This is a genomic window from Noviherbaspirillum autotrophicum (genome assembly GCF_000818395.1).
GTDB lineage: Bacteria > Pseudomonadota > Gammaproteobacteria > Burkholderiales > Burkholderiaceae_D > Noviherbaspirillum > Noviherbaspirillum autotrophicum.
This window is the reverse complement of record NZ_JWJG01000028.1, coordinates 3,252,577-3,277,998: the sequence shown is the minus strand read 5'-3', so window position 1 is coordinate 3,277,998 and position 25,422 is coordinate 3,252,577. Positions and strand designations below refer to the sequence as shown.

The window sequence follows — 25,422 nt, the reverse complement described above, 5'->3', positions numbered from 1 at the left end:
GCCTGCCTCAATGGCTACGGTCTTCGGCAAGCAGGTACAGCTTGCGCCAGAAGAATCGGTTCAACAACATCACAAACACGCACATCACACCAATGCCCAGTGCGATCCGGTGGAAATCACCGGCGTCGGTCATTTGCTTGATATAGCTTCCCAGTCCGTCGGCAACGAGAGAAGTTTTGCCCCAGGTTACGTATTCGGCGACGATGCTGGCGTTCCAGGAACCGCCGCTGGCGGTGATGGCGCCGGTGATGAAACTCGGAAATACCGCAGGCAAGTACACCCGTTTCCACTTGAGCCAGCCTTTCAGTCCCAGGTTGTCGGCTGCCAATCGCAATTCATTGGGCAGCGTCGATGCACCGGCCACCACATTGAACAGGATGTACCATTGAGTGCCGAACACCATCAGCGGGCTGAGCCAGATGTTGGGGTTCAGCCGATAGGTCACCAGCACATAGACCACGAGCGGAAACATCAGGTTGACCGGAAATGCCGCCAGAAATTGGGCGACGGCCTGCACTTTTTGCGAGTATTGCGGGCGCAAGCCGATCCAGACCGCGATGGGAACCCATACAGCAGAAGCCAGCGCAATCAGCAACAGTACACGGACCAGCGTAATGAAACCGAGACCAATGACATGGGCGGCCTCGCCCCAGCCAACGTCGCTGTGTACAAAGACCACAAAGCGCCAGGCCGCGAATACAGCGACAGCCAGAATCAGCGCGTCCCAAGCCCTGGACCACAAGATATTTCGGGGTTGCGATTCGCGTTGCTTGATGGGGCTGTCCTGACGGCGGCTGAACCAGCCAAGCGTGCGGCCCAGCATGGTCCAGAAGCGATCGGTCACCGCGCGTAGCCACACGCTGCGCCGGCCCCAGTCGAGCAGCCAGGACTGTTGCGCAGTGTCGCCCTGTGACTCCTCGAAACGGAACTTGTCTGCCCATGCGAGCAAGGGCCGGAAGAACAATTGGTCGTACAGGAGGATTCCAGACAACATAGCCCCGATCGCCCAAGCAATGGCGGCGCCACTTTTGCCGTCGATAGCGACGGCAATGTAAGCACCGATACCCGGCAGCTTGATGTCCTGATTGGCAACCGAAATCGCCTCTGCCGCCACGAGGAAGAACCAACCGCCGGACATCGACATCATCATGTTCCACAGCAGTCCGGGCATTGCAAAAGGAAGCTCCAGTCGCCAGAAGCGCTGCCAGGCGGATAGCCGGAATACACATGCTGCTTCATTCAACTCCGGTGGAATCGTCTTGATTGATTGGTACAGACTGAACGCCATGTTCCACGCCTGTGAGGTAAAAATGGCAAAAATCGCCGCGCATTCGACCCCGAGGAGATTGCCGGGGAACAGCGCAATAAATGGTGCTATTGCAATCGCCTGAAAGCCGAGAATCGGGACCGACTGCAGAACGTCGAGCAATGGAATCAAAACCTTTTCGGCCGTACGGTATTTTGCTGCAAGAGCTGCAAACACAAACGTAAACAGCAGCGCGAATCCCAGCGCCGTAAACATGCGCAGCATGGTCCGCAGCAGGTAATAAGGCAGATACAGCGGGTCGAGGGAAATTGGCGTCGGCTGACCTACCGTAAAGGGCCGGCTCATCTGCATAGCACCGAAAGCCAGGGCGGCCAGCACAGCAAGCACCAGCGGCAACAGCGCCCAATCCCAACGGTTGGGCGTTGTCGTCAGGAAGGACCGGCCAGTTCGTCCGGGAGTGAAGAGCTCGAACATGAAGTCGTCTCGTTTTCTTAATATTGGGCATGCAGGCGGATCGAGCCGACATTCACGGGGCCGCGCTCGGCGTTATAGGCTGGATTCACGATGTGTTGCGCATCCAGCGACAAGGTGACGGCTTTGGCCAACTTGAAGCTGTAATAAGCCTCAGTTATTGATTCTGGCCGGTAATTCAACCTGCCATCACCAATAAACGCACCGACGCCACCCGCCGCCAGATAATCCCGGTGCGCCTGCGATAGCCCGTTGCGGACCCACGCAATTCCTAACGTGTCGTCGGCTCGATTCCAAGCACCTCCTCTGACAGCGGCACCGACCGAGAACGAACGCTCGATTTCCGTAAAAGCGTATGTCTCTGAAGCGCCGTCGTTCCAGCTCGCCCGTGCAAAGACGCCGATATCGGAAGTCAAGCCTTGCTCTGCGCTAAAGCCAAATCCAATCTTGCTCCGCTCCGTGCGGACACGCGCGACATCCGGCACGCCGCCATTATTCGGAGCCTCCGCTAAGGCATCTCGGAAGCCCCCCATAGTGGCACGATTGCGGAAGACCAGTACACGTGCCTTGCCCGGTTGGTCGCCCCAGACATGCCCATGCTCAACTTCAACCTGGTCACCATAATGGGTGAAAATCCGTTTATCCAGAGCCAGGCCGTTGGATTCAGCGGGCTGCATGAAGCGCCCGGCGCGAATCGCCCAATCATCGTCAAAATATTCGATGACCGCCCCCCAGGTATAGCCACGCGCATCGGCGGCAAAATCATAGGCACCGTGCGCGAGCAACGCCCAGTTCATAAATTGGGTCCTCGCATCATGTGCATAAGCGCTATTGTCAAAAATGTCGGTGACCGAGAGATTGCCAGCGGTAACGACGATGCGCCGCTTGTCTAGCAGGCCTGCCATCTGGTTGAAATCCGATTCGACGGCTTCCTTTTCTCCTCCCAGGTTCCAGGTTTGGCGCAGAAAGAGTCGTGCGCGGTACAACGTGGGGTTCGGGCCGCTGGTCTTCTGCTGCTCGCCATTGGTCATGCCGCCCAGGCCACGCAGGTTCGACAGCGGCACGCCCTGGACCGCCTCCGGGTCGAAATAGAGCTCGCCGCCGGTCCAGGGCCTAAACCCGAGGGCCGCCGTGGCGCTGAAGGAATAACCCTTTTCGCGCTCGGGGCGTAGGCTGAACTCGCCAGTATACGGAGCGGAAAACGGGGCTTTTGCCTCCCAGATGTACGTTGTCTGGAAGTGCGCGCTCCAGGCCGCTTCCTGGATATCGTCCCCATAGGACAGCAGTGGCAAACCCGCGAGGGCTGCCAACCAGAGAGCGCTTGCGGTATTGGCCTTCGGTTGAAACATGGGTACCTCCGTCAGAGTGAACGGGTGTGCCTTTCATTTGCGCTTGCCAATGCCATCGATCCCGCAAAAGCAGGATCACTGTCCTGCTGCAACTGCCCTTAGCAAGACAATACGGGGAACGCTATCACGACCACCGGAAATGAGAACGGCGCCCCTGACATTAATGAATTGCTTGTTGGAATTCAGACTATCCGGAACAGGCCGGAATCGGGATACCATCATCAGCCTACGGCGCAATGACGGCAGGAGGATGGAAACCTGCGTTATCTTGCCGAGGCGGAACCGGACAAAATCCGGCAACAACTATCACTCGAACAAGTGCCCATTAAAGGGACTCCATATAGATGAAAACAGGCGGATTCTAAAAGGGCAGACTTTATTGCGTCAAGAAAAATATCAATCAATCTATTGCATCGTCCGAATAACAAGCGACAAAGGAATTGTTCTTGATGCCGCAGTCCAAACGATGCGCTTTCAGATCGGGGGCGGGAGCACTCATTGAGCAGATACGATCTGGGTCGTTCACTGGAGGAGCCTATATTTCCAAGACATCCACCGATCGCACGCATGGCGTTATTTTCTGGAAAATGAATCACCGACTAAGGGGCGATCGACACATAGGCTCGTTCCAGTGCATGTACGCTGTGTATCGCCTGAAACGATCTCTCGGAGTTGATTACCGCATGTCCTCAAAAAAGGACTCCAGGCACTTTCACGCAGCTAGCCGACGGTGATTATCATCACCAACGTGGCAGCTTACGTCGCCGGACGGGCTGCAGCCGAACACTGGACTACACATGCCGGCGTAAAAATGTTGCCAGCGTGACGCCACATGTGTTCTTCAGTATGATTCCTGCGTCACATCGTATCGGGAAGAGAAATGGATGTCGATCCACTGGAAGCTGTTGCACAAGCGAATGAGCGCAGCGTCGCGCAAGCCGCCGAAGACCGAGCCACCTCGAAGCTAAACACGCTGGTAGCGATCACGGTCGCTATTCTTGCGACTTTCATGGGGGTGTGTAAGGTAAAGGATGACAATATCGTGCAATCCATGCAGCAGGCCCAGGCAAACAAGATCGATCATTGGGCGTTCTATCAGGCGCGCAATATACGCGAGGAAATTGCGAAAGCAACCTTGGTGCAATTGCAGCTTGGTGCCGCCAGTGCGCCGGACAGGTCGCGATACGACGAGTCAATCGCTTATTACCAGAAGCTGGTCGATGAACAGAGTCGCAAGAAGGAAGAATTGAAGAAGTTGGCTGATCAGGATCAGAAGGCATACGACGACGCAAACTTCCGTGATGATCAGTTCGACCTGTCCGATGCGTTGTTAGCGATTTCCATATCGCTATTGGCCGTAACATCGCTCACACGTAAGCGTTGGTTGTTTGTCGTTGCGATGGTGCCGACAGGCTTCGGAATATTGATGGGCTTGGCCGGCTTATTAGGCTGGACAATTCATCCGGCGGCCCTGATTCGGCTATTGTCTTAGCGATTGTTTGTTAAAAGGGGCGTCAGCCTTGCTCGACGTCACGACAAGCGGTATGGCTGCCATAGCGGCACGTTGTCCTGATCCGCCGGCACCTGGTCCGCTCAAAGAGCAGGCAGTGCACTTCGTGTCGTATTGCATTCCCGCTTCGGGCCGACTGACTGTCAGCCCCGGTCATTTTGGAGACCAAACATGCGCGGGGCTATGCGTAATCGTGGCATGCCTGGCCATCGCAGCGGGGTTGCGAGACAGCGTCAATTACGGAAATTGGTTGCTTCCGGTAGCGAGGATGATTTGCGCGAATCGCTGTCGCCGATCGGTTGTCGACCCGACGGCTGGCAGGAGCGGCAACTGCACCGCTTCGTGTTCAATTGCGCTGGCGCTGCAGCAGGAACGCCGTGCTCTGGGCGACAGCAAGTTCGGCTACGCCGGCCTGTACAAGCGGCTGACGCAATGGCGCCAAAGTGCGCACGGCCTGGCTATCTGAAGCGCCGGTGCACCCGCTGCAGCAGGCGCTCGCTGACCTGGAACACGCGTATACCAATTTCTTTGCGCAGCGCGCTGCATTTACCCGCTTCAAGAAGAAGGGCCGCCACGACAGCTTGCGCTATTCCGACCTGCAGCAGATCCACCTCGATCAGCGCACCGGCCGCCTGTTCCTGCCCAAGCTCGGCTGGCTGCGAGTGCGCTTCAGCCGGGGTGTGCTGGGCACGGTGAAGAACTTCACCGTGTGCCACTCTGCCGGATATCGCACCAGACCGAGGGCGAGGTCAACCACTCCGTTCCCAGGATCGGTGCGGCCGGTATCGACGTGGGCATTGCCCGCTTCGCCACGCTGTTGGCAGGCATGTCCTACGCGCCGGCCAACAGCGTCCGGCACCGTGCAGCAGGCGATGAGCCACAAACAGAAATTCAGCCGCAACTGGAAGAAGGCAAAGGTGCGCGTGCAGCGCCTGCATGCCCACATCGCCGACGTGCGCCGCACCTGCCCGTGCTGCGACCACCGGTCGGCCCACAATTGGACCACGCAGGCGCGGTTTGTATGTACCGCCTGCGGGCATGCAAACAACGCGATATGGTCGGCACAAAAAAAGACGAAAAAAAACCCGCTGACCTTGCGGCAGCGGGTTCAATCCAAGTCAGGGAGGGTTGGAGGAGACAGAGAAAATAATACTTATATGCAAGCGAAATGTCCGATTCAGTTAACGAATAACAGATATTTTCATTGCGAATAAGAGGGTGGTAAGAAAAAATCTTGTGACGCCTGTGGCGTGCGGACTCGTGGCTCTCGTCTTCCCCTGGCTTGAATTTTTGTGCTAGCCGTAAAGTTTACTTCCTTCAGACAAGGAAGGGAAAGACCCCCAGCTTTATCGCGGGTGCCAGCTCCTTATGCCTTCTTCAGGCATGCGCTCATGAATTTCTTGCGCTCGTCGCCTTTCTTATCTTTGGCTTCGGCGTTGCACGTCTTCATCTTGTCTTGTTGCGCCTTCTGCGCGTCGCTGACCTTTGGCTTGGCGCTTAGGCATTCCTTCATGAAGGCTTGGCGCTCGCCCCCCTTTTTGTCGCCGGCTTCCTTGTTGCAGGTGGTCATCTTGTTTTGCTGTGCGGTCGCGGCATGGGCAGCGTTCAACAGGAACGGCGACGCCAGTATCAATGCGGCAAACAGTTTTTTCACGGTATCTTCCTTGAAAAGATTGAAAATTCTGGTTCAGGAGCAGGACGATTACTTGCCGATCTGCTTGCTGACCGCATTTTCTTGCTGGTTCAGCACGCGTTGTTCGGCGCGGGTGATATGACCGTGGTTCTGCGCTGCCATATCGCGCTCTTCCTGGCGAATCTGGCGATCTTCCTTGCGCAGTGCCTGTGCTTGCTGTTTCGTGATCTCGCCTTCCTTGCGTTCTTGTGTAATCCGGCGATTCTGTCGCTCTAAGCGGTCATTCACTTGGTCACGGCGCGGATGATTTTTTTCCCACTTGGTTTCAGCCATCGCACTGCCAGCGCTGGCGGCAAATGCGGCGATCAGCACGGAGGCGAGAGCGGCTTTTTGCTTGGAGGTCAACATGATGGTCCCTTTCAGTCGGTATATTGGTTGCATGGTGCTGCCCCTCCTTAACGAGGCCCAGCATTGTCTGGACGACAGGAAGTATGTGGATTTTGTAACAAACTGTGTCTGACAGCAATCATTCGATAAGTAGCCCCGGCTCGCAGTCCCGGCTCGCATAGAATGACACGATTGCGTGTCATCCAGCTTCTGCTGAAACCGTGACCTCGATGAAATTCCGATTAGTGCTTGGCATCGCTGTGCTCCTGCTGGCGACCTCCGGCTGCACGACAAAGCCGACCTCCTGTGCAGACCATTTCCTGGACGGGCAGGCCCCTGTCATTACCAGCCCCAATCTGGCAAAGAAAACCACGATGCTGTGCTTCGAGGGGTACGCTGTCACATACAGTGGTGTGTCACGTACGCCGTTATGGTCGGCCGAACATCTGACCGAGAAGCGGGTGGATGAAGCGGGGCGGCTGAAGCGCAAGAATGCATTTCACATGGAAGAGCAATTGCCGCCGGCGGATCGCTCGGAGCTGGCGGATTATGTGCGTTCCGGTTTTGACCGCGGCCACATGGCGCCGAACGGCGATATGCCGACCGAGAATGCGCAGTACGAAAGCTTTTCGCTGGTAAACATCATCCCGCAGAATCCGAAGAACAATCAAATCCTGTGGGAAGGCATTGAAGAGGCCACCCGCGAGCTGGCACGCGAAGACAAGGAACTGTACGTGGTGACAGGGCCGATCTTCGAGGGCAATGACCTGGCGCGCATCAATGGCCGGGTGCTGGTGCCGACTTCCGTCTACAAGGCGATCTATGATCCGGCGCAAAAACAGGCAGGTGCTTATGTGACGCCGAATGCGGAAGGCATGGAATATCAGACGATGTCGATTGCAGACCTGGAGCAACGTATCCACATCACGGTCTTCCCGAAACTGGCGCCGGAAGTCAAGGCGATGAAAATGCCCATGCCGGTGCCCACGCCGCATGGCCGGCGCAGCGCAAAGAGCAAACCCGTCGAAGTCGATCCCCCTGAAAGGCAATGATCATGGCATCCATCAAACCGTTTCAGAACGAGGAAGAGGCACTCGCCATCGGCGACCTCAATATCGAAAACCGCTTGGACCGGGTATCGGTCTACGGCTCGGTCGAATTCACGAAGGACAAGGCCGGCTTGGCGCAGGCGAGGGCATTGAAGGAGGTCGTCGATGCCGTCGTGGCCGCGCTGGAAAAGGAAAAATCCTTGCCCGAGCATGTGCAGGTGAAGCCGACCGAGAAGGTCAAGAACCCGTTCGGCTGAGAAAAGAGTGACGGCATGAGTATGCGCAATCTGTACGGTGGCTTGGTCGGCACCAAGGTCGTCGTGATTACCATTCAACGGGAGGATATCGAACGTCGTGATCTCGAACAGGCACTGGCATCCCTGAACCGACTGATCGACTCGCGGGAAGCACTGGAGGCCAGCAATGGCACGATTTCGCTCATGGTGAGCGGCTACGACAACGATCCGCGAGAACTCCACCTGATTCCCGAGGTACGCGCCTTTTTTCAGGAGCTCGACGAGCAATTCCCGTTCTGGTTTCATGTCTGCACGCGCATCGAGCATTCACTGCGCATGATCTTTGCCATGCTGGCCGACTTGGAACCTGTTGCGCTTGATGACCCGCCCGGCGCAATCGGGTATCAATTTTCGAACGACGATCTGAACGATTTCGTCGGGCAGCGCATGATTGCGATGCGCGCTTTGCATGCAACGCACAAATTCGACGTGGATGAAAGTGAGCGGATTGCGGATTTGGTCATCAGCTATTTTTCCAATGTCGCTGGCGCGTGAGTAGCCAGCAGAACTTCAGCGCTTCATTGGGAAAATTTTCCTACAACGTGGGAAGTGACGCCTCCCAAAAGGGGGCCACGTCAGCGGTAATGGTTATGTCTGCATTCCAAACTGCATATGCCAACGTGAGCACCTATGCTGGCTGTTCAGTATATTCCACTGCAGAAGGGGGAACACCAACTTCAATTGATTTTGCGACACTCGACGACGGCGCACTTATACAGAACCTACCCAGTCAAGTTCAGTTCCCGCTACCGACTTTGCGAGGAGTCACGTTTTACGACGCTTCTGTTACCACAGCATGTTCTTGCTGAATTACCCAGCGCCTGTAATTCAGGTCGACCTGCCAAACGGCACAGCGTCGGTGGGCACCGATGTCGGTCCGCTTTATGCAGTCCCAAGCCAGTTCAAGATGACCTTGTCAACAGGTGAGGCGATTACCGCGAAGACGATGTCCGGCGTCGAAATCACCGGTTTGGATGCGCGACGCACGCTCGGATGTAAATAGGCCTTGGTAACCTCTCTAGGCATGAACCCAGCGTGCTGCCATCCCCCTGCGAAAACACGGTTCATGCAACCACGTCGAGCAGGAGCGGTGCCAATCAGGCACTCGCATCCAGAAGGCTGCCGATGGACACGCTGTGTTGGACGTTCAGGGCCACGGTTTTCAGGAAGGACTGCAATGATGCCTCGCTCGGGTTGCCGCCACTCGAGGTAATCAGCTGATTGAACGATTGCTTCAGATTCCCGAGCCCGGGCGCTGCTTCCGTGCCAGGCAGCTCGTCGCTATTGCTGTTGCTGTCGAGTTGGGAAATTAGCTTCTGGATCGCCGTCTGCAGCTTGATTGTCGGGCTTGACTGGTTTAACGCGACCGACGCGCCAGCCTGCGCCGACGTATATGCGGACAGGGCAGGCAAGGAATTTGCCGATGAGCTACTCAATGAGGCGGGCATCGGTAGCGCCGCAAGCAGGCTTCCCATGAAGTCGGAGCTGGCTTGCTGGGAATCCTGGGGCAGGAGACTGGTTAAGTCTGCGCCCGCATTCACCTGGGCCAGCGCCTGTTGAATGGCGGCGGAAAGCGAACTATTGTTGACCGCATCCGTTGCCGACGCCATGGTCTGGTTTGCGCTCGTCGTGCTTCCCATATCAGAAAGGATGGACGTTGTCTTTTGAGACGATTGGGACGATGTGGTCAAGTTGCTATTTAACCAAGTAGCTATCCCGATAGATGATGTTGACATGCTCCTCTCCCTTTGCATGAGCGAAACCTAATCGTACCAGATAGATATCGGCGGGATATTGGATAACTGGTTCAATGGAAAAATCCGATGAGCGCCGCACCGTCGCCATTCCATCGTTTGCCCATCCTGGATGAACGCACGCCCATCGATCCGGCAATTCCTCTGCGCGAGGCAACTGTGCGAATGTCGCCAGTTCGTACAGCCACTGCAGCACATATCGGGCAAAGCGCATGTTCTTGAACACTGTCTTGCGCACGAGTTGCTGATGCTTGCCAGGTGCGGCAGCAAGATGCGTGGCCCAGTCTCCAAAGTCGGATGCCAGCGCAAGGGGAAAGACGCCGAGCGTGAGGCGCGCCAGGTTCGCATTGGGTGGGCTGGTCCAGGTTTTCCAGAAATTCGGATGCGAGACGGGAGCGGTCTCCGATGCGCTACCGCGCGATGAGGCGTTCATGAGGTCGTTGCTGCGGATCCGACGATTTCGTGGTAATGATTTCTCACAAAATCAGTTACTGCGTCAGATAGTGTGTCTCGACAGGCGCCGGGTGGATGACTTCGCAGCAGATCAGGCAATGCGATCGGGATCGCCAGGCTGCACGATCGGCTTTGCCGTCGAATACCAGCGATAGAAGCCCTGTTTGGCTACTTCGACAACAAAGAGATAGAGCAGCACCATGCCCCCGAGGAGGAAATAGAACCGGGCGGGCGGGGGCTCCAATCCGAAATACCTTCCCATCGGTGTGAACGGCAACACCACCGCAATGCCCACGACCGTCAGCGAGGTTGCCGCCAGCCACGGATGGGCTCGGCTTTTCAGCGGATTGCCGCGGGTACGGATGATAAAGATCACCAGCACCTGTGTGCACAGCGATTCAACGAACCAGCCGGTATGAAACAATTTCTCGCCGGCCTGAAGCACCGTCAGCAGGATGTAGAAGGTCAGGAAATCGAATAGCGAACTGATCGGCCCGATCACGAGCATGAAGTTGCGGATGAAGTGCAAGTCGAGCACGCGCGGGTGGCTGGTTTCCCCCGCATCGACCTTGTCCAGCGGAATCGGTACCTCCGATATGTCGTAGAGAATGTTGTTGAGCAGGATCTGTGTCGGCAACATCGGCAAGAATGGCAAAAACAGCGATGCGCCGGCCATGCTGAACATGTTTCCGAAGTTGGAACTGGTTCCCATCATGATGTATTTCATGATGTTGCCAAAGGTACGTCTCCCTTCCAGAACGCCAGCGTGAAGCACATGCAAGTCCTGCTTGAGGAGAATCATGTCTGCCGCTTCCTTGGCTACGTCAACGGCCGAATCGACCGACAGGCCGACGTCGGCGGCGTGCAGCGACGGTGCGTCGTTGATGCCGTCGCCCAGATAACCCACCACATGGCCGCGTGCCTTGAGCGCCAGGATCACCCGATTTTTTTCCGCCGGATTGATTCGGCAGAACAGGTTGGCCGTCTCTACCCGCGCGCGCAGGGCGTGATCATCCATCCGCGCGATCTCCTTGCCAGTCAGAATCCCCACGACCGGAATCTGCAATTGGGTACAGACATGGCGTGTGACCAGGTCGCTATCGCCCGTGACGATCTTGATCGCGACGCCGGCGTGCTTGAGCGCCTGAAGCGCGGAGGCAGCGCTCTCCTTGGGTGGGTCGAGGAAGGCAGCAAACCCGGCCAGCACCAGCGCTGCTTCGTCGCTCACGACAGCATGCGGATGGTCCAGCGGCACTTGGCGCCAGGCGATGCCCAGCACGCGTAGACCTTGTTCTTCCAGCGCATGGTACTGATCATGAATGTTGACCAGCGCCGTTTCATCGATGGGCTGCTGGCGCGCCGCACCTTCCATTTCGTAATGGGTACAGAGCCCCACGATTTCATCGGGTGCGCCCTTCACCACCAGCCAACGCGTTTCGCCATTGTCGATCAGTACGGAGACGCGGCGCCGTTCGAAATCAAACGGCACCTCGTCGATCTTTCTCCAGTGGCCGATTTCAATATGCTGGTGCCTGAGGATGGCGTCATCGAGCGGGCTTTTCAGGCCGGTTTCAAAATAACTGTTGAAATAGGCCAGTTCCAGCACCCGCCCGCTGGGCCGGCCATTCGCGTCTACATGCCGCTCCATCTGGATGCTCGCCTCGGTCAAGGTGCCGGTCTTGTCCGTGCACAGGATATCCATCGAGCCCAAGTCCTGGATAGCAGTCATGCGTTTGACGATCATATGCTGCTTTGCTATGCGCAGCGCGCCGCGCGCCAACGTGACCGAGACGATCATGGGCAACAATTCCGGCGTCAGGCCGACGGCAAGGGCCACCGCGAACAGGAAGGACTCCAGCCAAGGCTTGTGAAACAAGGTGTTCACCAGCAGAACGAACATCACCATCAAGATCGTCAGTCGCATGATCAGCATGCCGAAACGGCGGGTACCGAGCTCGAACGATGTTGGCGGCGACTGGCGGGAGATGCTGTCGGCGATTGCTCCAATTGCGGTGGTGGTCCCAGTCTTGACCACTAGTATGCGGGCGCTGCCGCTGATGACCGATGTCCCCATGAACACCGCGTTGGTCGCTTCCTCCAGCTCCGTGGCCGTTTCCGGAAGCGCGCCCGGACGTTTTTCCACTGGGTAGGACTCTCCGGTCAGCAGCGCCTGCTTGACGAAGAAGTCATGCGCGTCAAGCACGAACCCGTCGGCCGGAATCAAATCTCCGGCCGATAGCAGCGCGACGTCACCAGGTACGATCTGGGTCACGGCAATGTCCGATGGCTTGCCATCGCGTATGACCGTGGCCCGTACGGAAACCGTTTGACGCAATTTCTCTGCCGCCGCGTTGGCACGGTACTCCTGGACGAAATCCAGCGTAACGCTGAGCAAAACGATGCTACTGATAATGAGGAAGTTGGTGACCTCCCCGGTTGCTGCCGAAACTGCACTGGCGGCGAGGAGAATAAGGACGAGAGGATTCTTGAACCGGGTGAGATACTGCAGCAGGAGCGGTTTGTCTTTCCGTTCGCGGAACAGATTGGGGCCGTATTGGGTGAGCCGGGCTGCGGCCTGCGCCTCCGACAGGCCGCTCGCCTCGACCGCACGCTGCGTCGTTTCTACTGACGACGGCGCAAGCCACCACGGTACCGGCGTCTGGTCTATCGGCATCTCACGGCTCCCGGTGGGTTCGGCTCGCAAAGGCCGGGTAAGGAGCATGCAGCACCATGTCACTCACTGTGCCGCAGAACCCGGTTCAATGCTGTTCTGCATGGTGTGCAAATTGCAATTGCCGGCTTAGAATGGTCATTCTATGGGCCGCGACATGCGGTCGCAATGACAGGGCGGGATGAGACGAGAAGAAAATGCAATTGGCTGATCCATGTCAACCGGCGAGCCGTTCGCGTGGCAAGTAATATTGGCCCGGATATTCGCTGGATCGTCTCGCTGTCGGCACTGGCGCATGGCGCTTTCGTGTTCAGTGGATTGCTGCTTTACGTGCTGGTGACCCGGATCGGCCGTCAGCGCCGGCATCCCTCTGCGGCATTTGCCTGGGTTCTGACCATTGCCGTCATTCCCTATATCGGCATTCCACTATTTTTGCTGTTTGGCGCGCGTAAATTGGTGCGCCCGCATCGCCCCGATCATCCTTCGTTTCCTCTCGATGCCGATCAAGCGGGGCCGGTATGGGCGACCAGACTGCTCGCAGTATTGGCTGCGCCGCCGCAGACGCATAATCAGATGGTCCGCTTTCATGAAGATGGTCTTGCATCACAGCGCGCGGTATTGACGTTGATTGAGCAGGCACGGCAACGCATTGACCTGTGCACCTTTATTCTTGGCGACGACGCGCTCGGCAACGCTTTGGTCGCGGCGATGGTGAAAAGTGCTCAGGGTGGTGTGCGCATCCGCGTATTGCTTGACAGGATTGGCGGGCTGCGGTGCGCGCGGTCGCAGCTACGCGCGATGCGCGACGTCGGTATTGATGTTCGCTGGTTCATGCCGTTGCTGCACACGCCTCTACATGCACACATTAACCTGCGCAATCACCGCAAGCTAGTGGTCTGCGACGGGGAGTCCCTGTGGAGCGGCGGGCGCAACTTTGCTTCCGAATATTTCACAGGCAGTCAAGGGCATTCCGCGTGGCTGGATTTGAGTTTTGTCGTCACGGGGCCGCTTGCCTCGCAAGCGGCGTTGCTGTTCGAGTGCGACTGGCGTGCGGCCGCAGGCAATGCACATTCCATATCATTTGGCAGACCGCCTGCTGCGACAGGAAGCCTCGCGCAACTTGTGCCGAGCGGGCCAGATTATGCGGACGACACTGTGTATGCATTATTGCTGACGGCGGCGTATCAGGCTCAACAGAAAATTGTAGCCGTTACCCCTTACTTTGTGCCGGACGAGGCGCTCCTTGGCGCGTGGTGCATGGCGTGTCGCCGCGGTGTGCGCGTCATACTGCTGATACCCGTGCGATCGAATCACCGGCTGGCGGATTGGGCTCGGGAGCGGGCATTGCGCGATCTGTGCCTCGCAGGCGCCGAAGTGTATTTGTTTCCCGCCATGTTGCACGCAAAGGCGGTCATCATCGACGACGATCTTGCGCTATGCGGGTCAGCCAATCTGGATGGGCGCAGCCTGTTTCTGAACTTTGAATTGATGACGGCATTTTATGGCCGAACGGAAATTCAGTGGCTTACCGCTTGGGCGATGCGGTACGTGCAACAATCTGATCGTTATGAAGCACAGGAGCCATCCTGGTGGCGCGACCTGATAGAAGGCATTGTGCGCGTGGTCGGCTTTCAACTCTGAGCGCCGGATGAGGAGATTCGATACGGCGTGTCGAGGTGATATGGATCAAGAGCCATCTAAGTGCTTCGACTAGAGTGGCCATCAGTGCGCCTTGTGTTGGGAATACAACGAGGATGCCATGTCCTTTCAAGATCGGGGCCTCGGAAATGCCGTTCATCTTGACCACGCAATCGTTGACGCGCCGCTTTGGCGACATCGTGGCCGTTGATGGTGCGACATTCTCGATTGCCGCGGGCGAGACGTTCGGCCTTCTCGGACGTAACGCCGCAGGCAAGAGCACGCTGATCAAGATGCTGACGACGCTGCTGCCTCCGACGTCGGGCAGTGCAACGGTATCAGGATTCGACATTGTGCGCGAGGCTGCACAGGTTCGCCGTGTCATCGGCTACGTTCCGCAAGCGCTGTCCGCCGATGGCGAACTTACCGGCTATGAGAATCTGGATGTGTTCGCGCGGCTCTACGACATCCCGCGCAGTGCCCGCAAAGCGCGTATCGGCGAAGGGCTCGCCTTCATGGACTTGAGCGACGCTGCCGATCGGCTGGTGAGCACGTATTCCGGCGGCATGATACGTCGTTTGGAAATCGCGCAATCGATGCTGCACCGGCCGCGACTTTTGTTTCTGGACGAACCGACGGTCGGCCTTGATCCGGTGGCGCGTGACGCTGTATGGCAGCATATCCAGAGGTTGCGCGCCGAATATGGCATGACGATTTTTCTGACCACGCATTATATGGACGAAGCCGCGCGCCTCTGTACGCGGGTCGCTATCATGCAGCATGGCGCGATCGTTGTTGCTGGATCGATCGACGAATTGCGCGCGTCCCTGCATCAACCGGAGGGTAAGAAAATTACGCTTGATGACGTATTCGCGCACTACACCGAAGATCATCTCGAAGCCCAGGGAGACTATCGTGACACCGCCGACACCCGGCGCACCGCCCAGCGGCTCGGCTAAGCCGCGGGCACGCGATGCGCGGTCGGGCTGGCTTTCGGCGCTCGTGCGCTATGGCGCGAAAGTGTACGCGATCGCCGAAATGGAAACGCGCAAGCTGCGCCACGACCCGACTGAATTACTGACACGCGCGATACAGCCGATGCTGTGGTTGCTCGTGTTCGGCCAAGTTTTTGCGCGCAGTCACGCCATTCCAACCGGTAATCTCAATTACGTTGATTTTTTGGCACCCGGCGTGCTCGCGCAGAGTGTGTTGTTCGTTGCGATCTTCTATGGCATCTCGATCATCTGGGAGCGCGATCTGGGCATCGTGCACAAGTTTCTCGTCAGCCCTGTGCCGCGCACCGCGCTCGTGCTTGGCAAGGCGATTTCCGCCGGCGTACGGGCTCTCTCGCAAGCAGTGATCGTCTACCTGCTCGCGCTGGCACTCGGCGTCAAGATGCAATGGCAGCTTGCGCCGATGCTCGGCGTGATCGCGCTGGTGCTGCTGGGCGCCGCATTGTTCTCCACGTTTTCCTTGATCATTGCTTGCATCGTCAAGACCCGTGAACGCTTCATGGGCATTGGCCAAGTATTGACGATGCCGCTCTTTTTTGCGAGCAACGCCATTTATCCAACGGCGATCATGCCGGACTGGCTGCGATGGGTCGCCCACGGAAATCCGCTGACCTATGAAGTCGACGGTTTGCGCGCGTTGATGCTGGCTGGCGGCACCAGTCCGCTCGGACTCCCGGCCGATTTTACCGTTCTCACAGTGGCGCTCATGGTCCTCGTGATGATGGCAGGCTGGATCTATTCACGCATCGCAACGTAAAGCCTGCCTGACCTGCGATTCCGTTCGGTCCGGCTGCGCGCCAACCTATCGATTTTGGATGGTAAGGCCAAGCACTGTCAGTCCGACTGTTTCGTGAAGCCGACGAACAAAATCGCGACCGGGGTCGTAAATCCGCTGTTCGGATCCTTCCGGGCCGAAAATGACTGCAGTCAGCACAAGTATCGCGGTAATCCAGGGCAAGGCCGGTGCCGTTAGATTAGCGCCTGCAGTTGGGCGGCGGGTCATGGTTTTTCCATTCAAATGCCGGTTTGCTCACGAGGACAAGCCGTGATAAATCTCTTCTTCCTGCGCGAAATGCAGTCGCAGAATGGCATCGAGCGCATACAAGGTTCGGCGCATTTCCTGCATGGACGCTTTGTCGCGCTTCTCGCTAGGCATCTTCGTGGCGAGCCGATCGACGGTGCGACTCAGGCGGTAAATTTCCCGGTGCGTGCTGCTCATGGATGCCATCGGATCCTGGCCGCCGATCAAACGCGCGACGCGCGGATAAAGCGTGGCATCGTCCGTCGATTCGTGCGGCAAGATCTGGTCTTGAAGTGACGTGCTCAAGGAAGCCAGTTCTTCCCTGATCGTCGAAGCCGGTAACTCATCAGCCCGATCTGCCAGCCATCTCAGGCGGTCAATAACGGGCAACAGGCGAGCATGCTCTTCTTGCAGTTTGCTGACATCGTCCGCCGAAAGACGTTCTGCCGCTTTTTCTTTCTCCAGGCGAAGAACACGAAGTGCATTCAGGATGACAGTGACGTCGATCACCTCTTGAAAGATGGCTCCGGCCACGGGCGGTAAATAGCCGAAGGCGGCGACCAGCATCGCGAACATCGAAAGCCCCATGCCTGCCGCGACGCATTGCAAGGCGATGGTCCGGGTCTGCTGCGCAATACGAACTGCAAATGCCAGTCGATCCAGGCGATCGACCAACAACACGACTTGTGCAGACTCGGCCGCCGCAGCCGCACCTCGTGCACCCATGGCGACGCCGATGTCGGCGGCGGCCAGTGCCGGCGCATCGTTGATTCCGTCACCGACCATCATCGTCACGCTGTTCCTGCGTGCATCTGCAATTGCGGCAAGTTTCGAAGCAGGCGTCTGCTCCGCCATGACGGTATCTACACCCAAGGAATTGCCAATGGTGGCGGCCACGTCACGCCGATCTCCGGTGAGCATGATGATGCGTTCTACGCCGGATGCCCGCATCAGCCGCATGGCACGCGGTGTGTCCAAGCGGATTTCGTCTGCCATGTGAAGCACACCGCAGAACCGCCCATCAATGGCGACATAGACGCCTGCGGTGCCTTCGTATCCAACGCGCTCGCCCAGGCCCATCGACCACGATGGCATCGCCGCGCTGCCCAAAACGTATTCGATTCCGCCGACACGGACCTCTATGCCGTCTACTCGACCGGACAGTCCGGCACCGGGCTGCTCGGACGCATGCTCAGGAATGGATAGCGCCAGTCCGCGTCCGATCGCGGCGCAGACCACAGCTTGCGCGATGGCATGGTTGGACATTTGTTCCAGCGATGCCGCCAACCTGAGCACCTCTTCATGCGGCACCGTCGGTGCGGTGGCCATGGCAGTCAGGCGAGCCCTGCCAACGGTGAGCGTACCGGTCTTGTCGAGGAACAAGGTCTTGACCTGTGCCATTTTTTCGAGTGCGCCGCCGTGTTTGATTAACACCCCACGTTGTGCGCAGCGGGACATGGCACAGACAATCGCAACCGGCACCGCCAAAATCAAAGGGCAGGGCGTGGCGACCACGACGACGGCCAAAGCGCGATTCGGATCACCGGACAACAGCCAGGACAAGCCTGCGACCCCTAAAGCCAGCGGGACAAATAGCAGCGCATAGCGATCAGCCAGTCGCGCTGCAGGCGCTTTTGAATGTTGCGCGGCGTGGACAAGACGAATGATGTTGGAAAATGTGCTGTCTTGGGAAGTGTTGGTGGCCAGCAAATCGAATGCATCCCCGGCATTGATGCTGCCGCTGGCTATTGCATTTCCCGCAGAATATGACACCGGCAAAGATTCGCCGGTCAGGCTCGATCGATCCACGACGGCCGCAGCAAGAAGCGTCCCGTCAACCGGCACCGTTTCCCCGGATCGCACAAGGATGCGATCGCCGGGGCGAACAGCTGTCATCGGCACCTGAGCGATGACGCTGCCGTCATATCGATTGGCAAATTGAGGTGCTTTTGCCAATAATGCGGACATTTCTTCCTGCGCGCGTCTTTCCGCAAGTCCTTCCAGCGCACGGCCCCCGGCAAACATCAATGTGATCACGGATGCTGTTAGATATTCCTGCAACGTGATCGCGCCGGCGATTGACACCAAGGCGATGAGGTCAAGCCCAAATTTCCTTTGCCATATCGCGACCACGGTATCGATCAGCACCGACAGGAGAACGAGGCTGGCACCGCCGCACCACATCCAATCGGCAATGTCTTCCATCCCCTGTAGATGCAAGACGCTACCGGCAGCCAAGGTAATGGCGCATACGGTCACTTGCAGCAGATTAAGTCGATTTCCAGACATCATGGAGGCGTCCCATGGCGCTGCTGATGAAACCGGTTTCGGAAAGGCGGAATGATGGTCGTGATGCCTGATAAGCATGCTAGGAGCGGGTACGTTCCATATGCATGATCCAAGTCAAATGGTTTTGGATACGTTTGTTCCAAGACGCCGCGGCGGGTGTGGCGCAGTCACGGCGTAGCGGCATCAGATCGGAAACATACTCTTTCCAGCGGCATGCATGGTCCAATGTGCCGTTACGCCCAAGTTGTCCTGACGGAGATGTTTATGCGCACGACCAATGAATAGCTTGGCCATCGGGCCGGCATTGTCGTACGATGTTGGCGCAGTTGGTGCAACGGCCCATCGCGTCGCGTAGGCTGAAGCCTTGGCCGATGTCCTACTGACGCAGTGGCGCGCAAGCAGGCTGACGCTGATAAGCAATACCGTGCTGCGGGCATTCGCGCAGGTTGCATATGTGCTTCAGGCGCTGGCAAATGAAGCGACGCTGCTCGAGGCGCAACGCAAGGCCTTGGATGCGGCGCAATCGACACGGGACCTCACGCAGCAAAGTTACCAGGCAGAGCAGACCTGCTTCCCGCAAGTCATCGAGGCGCAGCGCCTCGATCAGCAGGCCAGGCTCGGCGATGCGCGCGCCAAGGCTCAGCGCTACCTAGACACGCTGCAACTGTTCGCCGTCGTCCTGGGCGACGCGCAAGCCGAGGCAGCTCCGCCAGGCACTGCGCCGTGATGCGTTGCCGTCGCACGCGCCAATATCACGTCATCAAAAAAAAGCAAGCATGTGAGGATATCCCAACGATGAGTGAGGAAAATGCAAAAGGTACCACTTCGATAACTTTGCATGTGAACGGCAATGGCGCAGAAGTTGGACCGGGCACCGGCCTTGGAACCGGCGAGCACCGGTCAGCATTGCGTGCTGCTCGCTGGTTTTCCTGGATTTTCGGTTTCGCAATGCTTGCGGCGGTCATCATCGCCGCGCTCCACTTCTCGGAAGAACAGGAGTTCTTGCGCCTCGCAGAGAGGGCGCAGCCATGGTGGCTGGCCGTCGCGATCGTTCTGCAAGTCGGAACCTATCTGGCGCAGGGCGAGACTTGGCGCGTGGTCACGCGGGCGGCCGGAATTGTGCTGCCGTTGTGGGTGGCCTTCAAACTCAGCCTCGCCCAGCTGTTCATCAGCCAGGCTCTTCCATCTGGCGGCGTCAGCGGGACGGTGGTCGTCGCCCGGGCGCTCGAGCTACGCGGAGTTCCGCGTAGCGTTGTCATGGCTTCGGTGCTCGTCGATGGCGTCTCATACTATGCCGCCTATGTCCTGACCCTTGTTCTCGCGCTTCTCATCTCGATGGTGGAGGGCCGAGTGAACCCGCTCATTCTCGCGGTCGCCCTATGCCTGGTCGTCTTCAGCGTCGCGCTGACCACAGCCGCCCTTGCCCTTGCGGGACGACGGCGCACGACGCCTGCTTGGCTCGGGCGCGTTCCGCTGCTGGCGAACATGCTTTCGCTACTCGGCGAGGCCGACCCGACGCTTGTCCGTAGCTTCCCGCTCATTCTCAAGAGCGTATTGTTTCACCTCGCCATTGTGCTGCTTGACACAGGCACAGTATGGGTTCTCATTCGCTCGCTTGGCGAGGTGGCGTCACCTACCGGCGTATATACGAGCTTCATCGCTTCCTCGTTGCTTCGGACCATCAGTATCGTGCCTGGCGGGCTGGGTGTATTTGAAGCGACCTCGGTCGTGGCGTTGCAGCACGCGGGAGTGTCGATCCCGGCGTCGCTCGCGGCGACCTTGTTGTTCCGAGGGGTGAGCTTCTGGCTGCCAATGGTGCCAGGCCTGTTCTTCTCCCGCGACATAAAGAAGGCGACATGACATAGTGGAACGTACTTGCATTTTGAAACGGTCGAATTCATTGTGGCTTCGTCGCGCTGTGCGCAGTCATGGCTTCATATTCTTCGACAAGGACGTTGTTTTTTCCATGACGCTTGACTTCATACATCAATAGGTCTGCCGCCTTGATTGCGCTATGGGGATCGGGGATGAAAGAACGGAACGTCACGCATCCGATACTGCAAGTCACCGCCACCCGCTCCATTTGAAAGGCCCGATGAAGCGCAACGCGGAGTTTTTCAATGAGAATCACGGCCTGATGCCGATCGACTCCGTGAAGGAGCAGCGCGAATTCGTCGCCGCCAAGCCGGGCCGCAACATCGCTATGGCGAACAGACTTTCCCAATAGGCTTGCAGTGAGCCGAAGAACCCTGTCTCCCTCGTCGTGGCCGTACTTGTCGTTTATTTTCTTGAAGTCATCAAGATCGATATACACCAAACCGAATCCTATCTGCTGGCGTGCCATCAGGTTGACGCTGAACTCCAGGCGCTCAAAAAAGCCAAGGCGGTTAAAAACTCCGGTGACGGCATCAACGCGCGCGAGCGCGGCTTCATTTCGCAAGTGAACTACAAGCACGTCGAGCAAGTACACGATGACCAGCAAGGTGCAGACATGCATGAACAGATTCCAAAAGAACAGACCTTGGCGATTTACGAAATAATGTGCGTTGACTTGTTCCATCATCAACGGAGTGCTTGACAGGATGGCGAGGAAGATCCCGCAATGTTTTCCTGCATACCACGTGCCGATACCGACTGGCACGATATAAAGAATGAAGAGGGAAATATCGACTCCAAACAGGTAGTCTGGAATGCCGATCGCAATAACGCTGGCGAGCGCCAATAGAAAAGTTGTGCTGAACGACGCATCTTGAAGCCAGCGATCAGCATTGGACAGTGCGGACTTGAGACTCATCATGCGTGGAAATTGATTTTGTGCGACGACCAAAGCAGATTGGCTGCGTACTCCCACCCGCTGAAAATATCGAACGGCGCGATCTTGAGCACCTTGCGAATGCCGATGTAACTGGAGCTGGTCGCGATCAGCATCACCATGCCAAATGCTTTCCCGAAGTTGTAGAACGTGATCAACGATGCATAATCCGGTAGCCGGAGCTTCGCCACGCCAATCAAGCGCGTGCATCAACCCACTTCGATGCCCTAACCCGTCAATGCCTTAATCGTTGCCGGGAACCGGATCATGTAGACCAGTTCCCGGCCCTTCGCGTCGATGGCTTTCAACGCGCCGAACTTCTCCAGGTTCTCCAGAGTGAAAGTGTAAAAAGCCTGTCCCGACATCGACGGTCCGGCAATGACGCTGATGATCGTCATCAGAAAAATATTGGTGCCGATGGCGGTCTGGCACTTGTAGAAATTGCTGATGCGTTGAATGAACTCGCCCTTGGTCAACGCGAAGTAGGCAAGGCGCGCCACTTCTTTCTGTATCGCTGGTGCGTCGGCCGGGTCTTTCAGCTCGGCCAGGATGTAGGAAATCGTAATCGAGTTGACGGAAAGTACCGGAGCGCCCGGCAATAGCTAGCGTAGAGCGTGGGCACATATCGGTTTCCTCCACCATGACACTGCCTTCATTCGGGAACAAGATTCCCGAGAGGATGCGCAAGAACGTCGTCTTGCCGCTGCCGGAGGGGCCGACGATAGAGAGCATTTCACCAAAGCAGGTGACGATGCTGGCGCGGTTGAAGGCGACCGTCCTGGCTTCACCTTTGCCAAAGTACTTCACGATCGTGTTTGCCCGAATCGCCAGCGCTGGCTTCACCACCGTGTTCACGGCGGAGTCGCTGGCACGGCGCGCCAATTGACGCGGCACTGTGGCACGTAGGGGTAGTAGCCGGGAGGATCGGCACAGTAGTACCAGTATTGCGGCATCGCCGACGGGTCGCTCGGCGGGGCGATCGACGCCATGGGCGGCGGTTGATAGGGATTCGGATAGGGGTAGATTGGTGCCGGATAAAAGTACCAGGTCGCGCCGACGATCCACCACCAACCTGATTGGTCACCATGTCGTCCATGGAGCCAGCGGCCGCCGCGCCAAAGCGCCAGGTCATGTTCATGAAAGCGCCGGATATCGCCGCTCCAGTGCCGTGGGGTATGACTGCGTCCGGGTGCTGCACGACCCCGTTCGGCACGCTCGACATCGTGCTCTTCATGTTCCAAACGTCCATGGCGCTCCTGTGCCACGCCGGGAACTCCCAACAGCATTAAGAGCATCATTGGAAAAACTGGAGGCATGATTCTGAAGTTTTTTTTCATGTAAGAATCCCCATGCCACCTTGGCGCAATCAAGACAACGTATCTCATTCAGAAGTGGGCATGTGCCTGCAATTCAGCATAGTCATGCATGCCGTACGGGGCTTGAGATCGCTCATTCCCGAGGAGTCTTAACATTTTCAAGAGCAAGTATTTCTTCGCGCACGTATGCGGACATGCGACGCGCGCGCAGTCGAGGAGGGCATCGGTGCCGCTGGCGGAGTGGCCTCGCTTCGTGCTCGCAGCGCTCTTGAAAATCTTCAGCTCCATAACCTGGCGCAAGATTCCGGGGTAAAGATCGTTCACCGTGCGCTGGAAGAGCCGTTGCGCCAAATTGTTTTCAATGCTGGTGGCGACCCTGACGCGGTGATCGAGGCAGTAACCGACGGCACCGGTGATTTCGGGTACAACGCGGCGGATGACAGGTACAGGAATCTGATGAAAATGGGAATCATCGATCCCACCAAAGTCACGCGCCTCGCGCTGGCCAACGCGGCCGCGATCGCAAGCCGGTGCTGACCACGGATTGCATCGTCATGGAAGCACCATCGCAGGCAAGGGCATCGCCCGAAGCAATGCCAGGGGAAATGGGATTCTGATGCCGCTTTCCTTTTCCTCAATGCGACATGAAAACGGGAATTGTCATCGCGTTCAGCATCGTGCGCGTAACGCCCCCCAGTAGAATTTCGCGAAAGCGTGAATGCCCGTAACACCCCATCACCAGCAAGTCGCTATTCAAATTGGCAGCGAGAGACAGGAGCGCTTCGCCGACATCTGTTTCTGTCCTTTCTTGCATCACGTCCACTCTGATGTTGTGGCGTGCAAGATATAACGCGATATCGGCGCCGGGCTGTTCACCGTGAGCATCGGATGGACGATCCGGGTTGAACACGGCTACTTCCACGATCTTTGCCCGGCGCAACAAAGGAATTGCATTGCGCACGGCTTTGGCGGCCTCGGGGCTGCCATTCCATCCGACCAAAATCCGTTCGCCACAACTCGTTGTCGTAGCCGCATAAGGAACTACGAGGACAGGGCAACCGCTCGTCATCGCGACGTATTCCGGCAGATTGGCATAGACCGATGGCGCCGCTCCCTCTGGATCGTATTGCCCCAGAACGGCCAAGTCACAGTATCCCGCCTGAAGAGCCAGGCCGCCGGCGGCTTCGTCGTCACTCAGGCGTTGCTCATAGGATGCAAGTCCCGCCTGCCGGATGATTTTTTCAAAAGGAACGAGTGACCGCTCGGCGCGTTGGCGCAGGATATCGAGATATGGCTGAAGGCTCTCAGGGGTGACATCGATGGCGACAGCTTCGATCAGAAAGCGGGACACGCCTGTCATGGCGACGCCGATGAGGTGTGCATCTTCCAGCATCGCCAGCCGGGCCGCCAGTTCGACACGGATGTCACAATTCCGGCCATCGTCGACATGTACCAGAATCGTTTTATAGGACATAACACCACTCTTTTCGCAGCGCTGATGCGAGGTTTTTTCAGCTTACGTCATTTCCTTCCAGTCAGAACGAGCAATTCCATCCTCCTAATGCGTGGTATGCCCGTGCTGTGCAGCGCCGCCACGACGTGCGGGAACGGCGGCAGACTCACTGATCCCGCCCCGGATGCCTGTTAATACATCTTGCACCGCCTGGACGGCCATATTGCTGATGTGTGCCGCTTCTTCAATGGCACCTTCGGCAGACTTTTTGCTAATTTCTGCGACGTTTTCCCCAACCTCGGCAGTGGCTTCGATAATTCCGTCCACCGTGCGCTTCGCTACCGCACCAATGTCGGCACCTATGGTCGCTGTCTGCCTGATGATTGTGCGAATAGTTTCTGTAGACGCTTTTGCGACATCACCCCCAACGTCATGCACACCCATCACGATTCCCGTAGCGACGCTTTTGGCACTCATTGTCAGCCCCGTGCCGACTTTTTCGGCAGCCTGGATTGCGCCTGTTACGGTATTCTCCACGACGTTGGTCAGCTGGGCTGTCGCATCTCCGCCAGCGCGCAAAGTATCGGATACGGTCGTCCTGACAAGCTTGGTGATATCTGCTTCAATATCGTTGATGTCGGAGAGCCGTCGTGCGATGCCCTCTTTGACCTTCCCGGCTACTGGAGAAGATGCTTTCGATGCATCGGTGGATGCAGGGGCCGCGTGACGCCTTTGTTTCGTCGCATCCGATCCCGCTTCATGTGAGTGCGCTGTGCGCGACTTCGTCTCACGCTCTGCCATATTGCACCTCCATTCGTTGACTTTGCAACTTATCGTATCGCGCCCATCGCGAGCGCAGCGCCATACGTTGCAATCTTGTGGTGAAAGTTTTTTGCGCGCCTATGCTAATTCGCATCAGTGTTTCCAGGCTACTTCGTCGTGCTATATACCCTGTTGTTGTAGTTGCTGGAATCGCGTTTGGAAATGGATTTGAGCCGAACCACTGATGCACCACAAACGTTTTTACTAGGCGCACTGCA

Annotated in this window: 24 protein-coding genes and 2 pseudogenes; 12 read left to right on the top strand and 14 right to left on the bottom strand. The window is 57.4% G+C overall.

Going from position 1 to position 25,422, the window contains the following annotated elements; genetic code table 11:
• Positions 1-7: 7 nt before the first annotated feature.
• Both TSA66_RS16410 and TSA66_RS16405 read right to left on the bottom strand, forming a co-directional pair.
• The gene (locus TSA66_RS16410) at positions 8-1,741 is read right to left on the bottom strand and encodes an ABC transporter permease (protein ID WP_040038553.1); all 1,734 of its coding nucleotides are present in this window, start codon (positions 1,739-1,741) and stop codon (positions 8-10) included.
• Between the two features lie 17 nt (positions 1,742-1,758).
• Positions 1,759-3,087, bottom strand: a complete 1,329-nt coding sequence (locus TSA66_RS16405; protein WP_052451965.1) for a carbohydrate porin — start codon at positions 3,085-3,087, stop codon at positions 1,759-1,761.
• 880 nt (positions 3,088-3,967) lie between these two features.
• Between TSA66_RS16405 and TSA66_RS16400 the strand changes: the two genes are divergently transcribed.
• The 3 genes from TSA66_RS16400 to TSA66_RS27375 all read left to right on the top strand — a co-directional run bounded on the left by TSA66_RS16400 (position 3,968) and on the right by TSA66_RS27375 (position 5,811).
• Positions 3,968-4,579: a DUF4337 domain-containing protein gene (locus tag TSA66_RS16400; RefSeq protein ID WP_040038554.1), complete on the top strand. Its 612-nt coding sequence runs from the start codon at positions 3,968-3,970 to the stop codon at positions 4,577-4,579.
• 286 nt (positions 4,580-4,865) lie between these two features.
• A complete protein-coding gene (locus TSA66_RS25685) occupies positions 4,866-5,063 on the top strand; it encodes a hypothetical protein (RefSeq protein ID WP_052451966.1) in 198 nt (65 codons plus the stop codon).
• Positions 5,041-5,811, top strand: a complete 771-nt coding sequence (locus tag TSA66_RS27375; protein ID WP_052451967.1) for a hypothetical protein — start codon at positions 5,041-5,043, stop codon at positions 5,809-5,811. Before TSA66_RS25685 ends, TSA66_RS27375 begins: the two co-directional genes overlap by 23 nt.
• A 152-nt stretch (positions 5,812-5,963) precedes the next feature.
• Here TSA66_RS27375 and TSA66_RS16390 read toward each other — a convergent pair whose 3' ends face one another.
• Together TSA66_RS16390 and TSA66_RS16385 are read right to left on the bottom strand one after the other, a co-directional pair.
• The gene (locus TSA66_RS16390; RefSeq protein ID WP_040038555.1) at positions 5,964-6,251 is read right to left on the bottom strand and encodes a PsiF family protein; all 288 of its coding nucleotides are present in this window, start codon (positions 6,249-6,251) and stop codon (positions 5,964-5,966) included.
• Positions 6,252-6,299: 48 nt separating this feature from the next.
• Positions 6,300-6,563 (bottom strand): hypothetical protein, encoded by a 264-nt coding sequence (locus TSA66_RS16385; protein WP_408639465.1) that lies wholly within the window; start codon positions 6,561-6,563, stop codon positions 6,300-6,302.
• 284 nt (positions 6,564-6,847) lie between these two features.
• Between TSA66_RS16385 and TSA66_RS16380 the strand changes: the two genes are divergently transcribed.
• From TSA66_RS16380 to TSA66_RS16370, 3 genes are read left to right on the top strand one after another with little or no spacing between them, the layout of a single operon-like run.
• Positions 6,848-7,669 carry a DNA/RNA non-specific endonuclease gene (locus TSA66_RS16380; protein ID WP_040038557.1) on the top strand — a complete coding sequence of 274 codons (822 nt, stop codon included), beginning with the start codon at positions 6,848-6,850 and terminating at the stop codon, positions 7,667-7,669.
• A 2-nt stretch (positions 7,670-7,671) separates the two neighbouring features.
• Entirely contained in the window at positions 7,672-7,923 is a 252-nt protein-coding gene (locus TSA66_RS16375; protein ID WP_052451977.1) for a hypothetical protein, read from the top strand.
• Between the two features lie 15 nt (positions 7,924-7,938).
• Positions 7,939-8,457: a chlororespiratory reduction 6 domain-containing protein gene (locus tag TSA66_RS16370; RefSeq protein WP_084199139.1), complete on the top strand. Its 519-nt coding sequence runs from the start codon at positions 7,939-7,941 to the stop codon at positions 8,455-8,457.
• 602 nt (positions 8,458-9,059) lie between these two features.
• On the opposite strand, the gene TSA66_RS16360 is transcribed toward TSA66_RS16370, so the two are convergent.
• The 3 genes from TSA66_RS16360 to mgtA all read right to left on the bottom strand — a co-directional run bounded on the left by TSA66_RS16360 (position 9,060) and on the right by mgtA (position 12,843).
• Positions 9,060-9,698 (bottom strand): hypothetical protein, encoded by a 639-nt coding sequence (locus TSA66_RS16360; protein WP_157691536.1) that lies wholly within the window; start codon positions 9,696-9,698, stop codon positions 9,060-9,062.
• Entirely contained in the window at positions 9,658-10,149 is a 492-nt protein-coding gene (locus TSA66_RS16355; protein ID WP_040038562.1) for a poly-beta-hydroxybutyrate polymerase N-terminal domain-containing protein, read from the bottom strand. Before TSA66_RS16355 ends, TSA66_RS16360 begins: the two co-directional genes overlap by 41 nt.
• Positions 10,150-10,260: 111 nt before the next feature.
• Entirely contained in the window at positions 10,261-12,843 is a 2,583-nt protein-coding gene (gene mgtA, locus TSA66_RS16350; RefSeq protein ID WP_052451968.1) for a magnesium-translocating P-type ATPase, read from the bottom strand.
• Between the two features lie 165 nt (positions 12,844-13,008).
• On the opposite strand from mgtA, the gene TSA66_RS16345 reads away from it, so the two are divergent.
• From TSA66_RS16345 to TSA66_RS16335, 3 genes are all read left to right on the top strand, one after another.
• On the top strand, positions 13,009-14,481 hold the full coding sequence (locus tag TSA66_RS16345; RefSeq protein WP_084199141.1) for a phospholipase D-like domain-containing protein: 1,473 nt from the start codon (positions 13,009-13,011) through the stop codon (positions 14,479-14,481).
• A gap of 146 nt (positions 14,482-14,627) precedes the next feature.
• Positions 14,628-15,437, top strand: a complete 810-nt coding sequence (locus TSA66_RS16340; protein ID WP_040038597.1) for an ATP-binding cassette domain-containing protein — start codon at positions 14,628-14,630, stop codon at positions 15,435-15,437.
• Positions 15,394-16,248, top strand: coding sequence for an ABC transporter permease (locus tag TSA66_RS16335; RefSeq protein WP_232429365.1), 855 nt, complete (start codon positions 15,394-15,396; stop codon positions 16,246-16,248). Before TSA66_RS16340 ends, TSA66_RS16335 begins: the two co-directional genes overlap by 44 nt.
• 273 nt (positions 16,249-16,521) lie before the next feature.
• Here TSA66_RS16335 and TSA66_RS16330 read toward each other — a convergent pair whose 3' ends face one another.
• Positions 16,522-18,717: a heavy metal translocating P-type ATPase gene (locus TSA66_RS16330; RefSeq protein ID WP_232429366.1), complete on the bottom strand. Its 2,196-nt coding sequence runs from the start codon at positions 18,715-18,717 to the stop codon at positions 16,522-16,524.
• 448 nt (positions 18,718-19,165) lie between these two features.
• Between TSA66_RS16330 and TSA66_RS16325 the strand changes: the two genes are divergently transcribed.
• Entirely contained in the window at positions 19,166-19,528 is a 363-nt protein-coding gene (locus tag TSA66_RS16325; RefSeq protein ID WP_040038563.1) for a hypothetical protein, read from the top strand.
• Positions 19,529-19,596: 68 nt separating this feature from the next.
• Complete coding sequence (locus TSA66_RS16320) at positions 19,597-20,661, top strand: lysylphosphatidylglycerol synthase transmembrane domain-containing protein (RefSeq protein WP_040040454.1); 1,065 nt, start codon at positions 19,597-19,599, stop codon at positions 20,659-20,661.
• 37 nt (positions 20,662-20,698) lie between these two features.
• Here TSA66_RS16320 and TSA66_RS16315 read toward each other — a convergent pair whose 3' ends face one another.
• The 4 genes and pseudogenes from TSA66_RS16315 to TSA66_RS27055 all read right to left on the bottom strand — a co-directional run bounded on the left by TSA66_RS16315 (position 20,699) and on the right by TSA66_RS27055 (position 22,911).
• The gene (locus TSA66_RS16315) at positions 20,699-21,598 is read right to left on the bottom strand and encodes a GGDEF domain-containing protein (RefSeq protein ID WP_040038565.1); all 900 of its coding nucleotides are present in this window, start codon (positions 21,596-21,598) and stop codon (positions 20,699-20,701) included.
• Positions 21,595-22,232: pseudogene (locus tag TSA66_RS27810) on the bottom strand (ABC transporter permease); the annotation flags it as partial. The gene TSA66_RS16315 and the pseudogene TSA66_RS27810, both read right to left, overlap by 4 nt.
• A pseudogene (locus TSA66_RS27805) lies at positions 22,226-22,345 on the bottom strand (ATP-binding cassette domain-containing protein); the annotation flags it as partial. The pseudogenes TSA66_RS27810 and TSA66_RS27805, both read right to left, overlap by 7 nt.
• A gap of 119 nt (positions 22,346-22,464) precedes the next feature.
• Entirely contained in the window at positions 22,465-22,911 is a 447-nt protein-coding gene (locus tag TSA66_RS27055; protein WP_198358654.1) for a hypothetical protein, read from the bottom strand.
• Between the two features lie 204 nt (positions 22,912-23,115).
• Here TSA66_RS27055 and TSA66_RS16295 point away from each other — a divergent pair, with 204 nt between their 5' ends.
• Complete coding sequence (locus tag TSA66_RS16295; RefSeq protein WP_040040453.1) at positions 23,116-23,466, top strand: TCP-1/cpn60 chaperonin family protein; 351 nt, start codon at positions 23,116-23,118, stop codon at positions 23,464-23,466.
• Between the two features lie 97 nt (positions 23,467-23,563).
• Here the strand turns inward: TSA66_RS16295 and TSA66_RS16290 are convergent, their stop codons facing one another.
• Both TSA66_RS16290 and TSA66_RS16285 read right to left on the bottom strand, forming a co-directional pair.
• A complete protein-coding gene (locus tag TSA66_RS16290) occupies positions 23,564-24,403 on the bottom strand; it encodes a universal stress protein (RefSeq protein ID WP_040038570.1) in 840 nt (279 codons plus the stop codon).
• 84 nt (positions 24,404-24,487) lie between these two features.
• Positions 24,488-25,183 carry a hypothetical protein gene (locus tag TSA66_RS16285; protein WP_052451973.1) on the bottom strand — a complete coding sequence of 232 codons (696 nt, stop codon included), beginning with the start codon at positions 25,181-25,183 and terminating at the stop codon, positions 24,488-24,490.
• Positions 25,184-25,422: the final 239 nt, after the last annotated feature.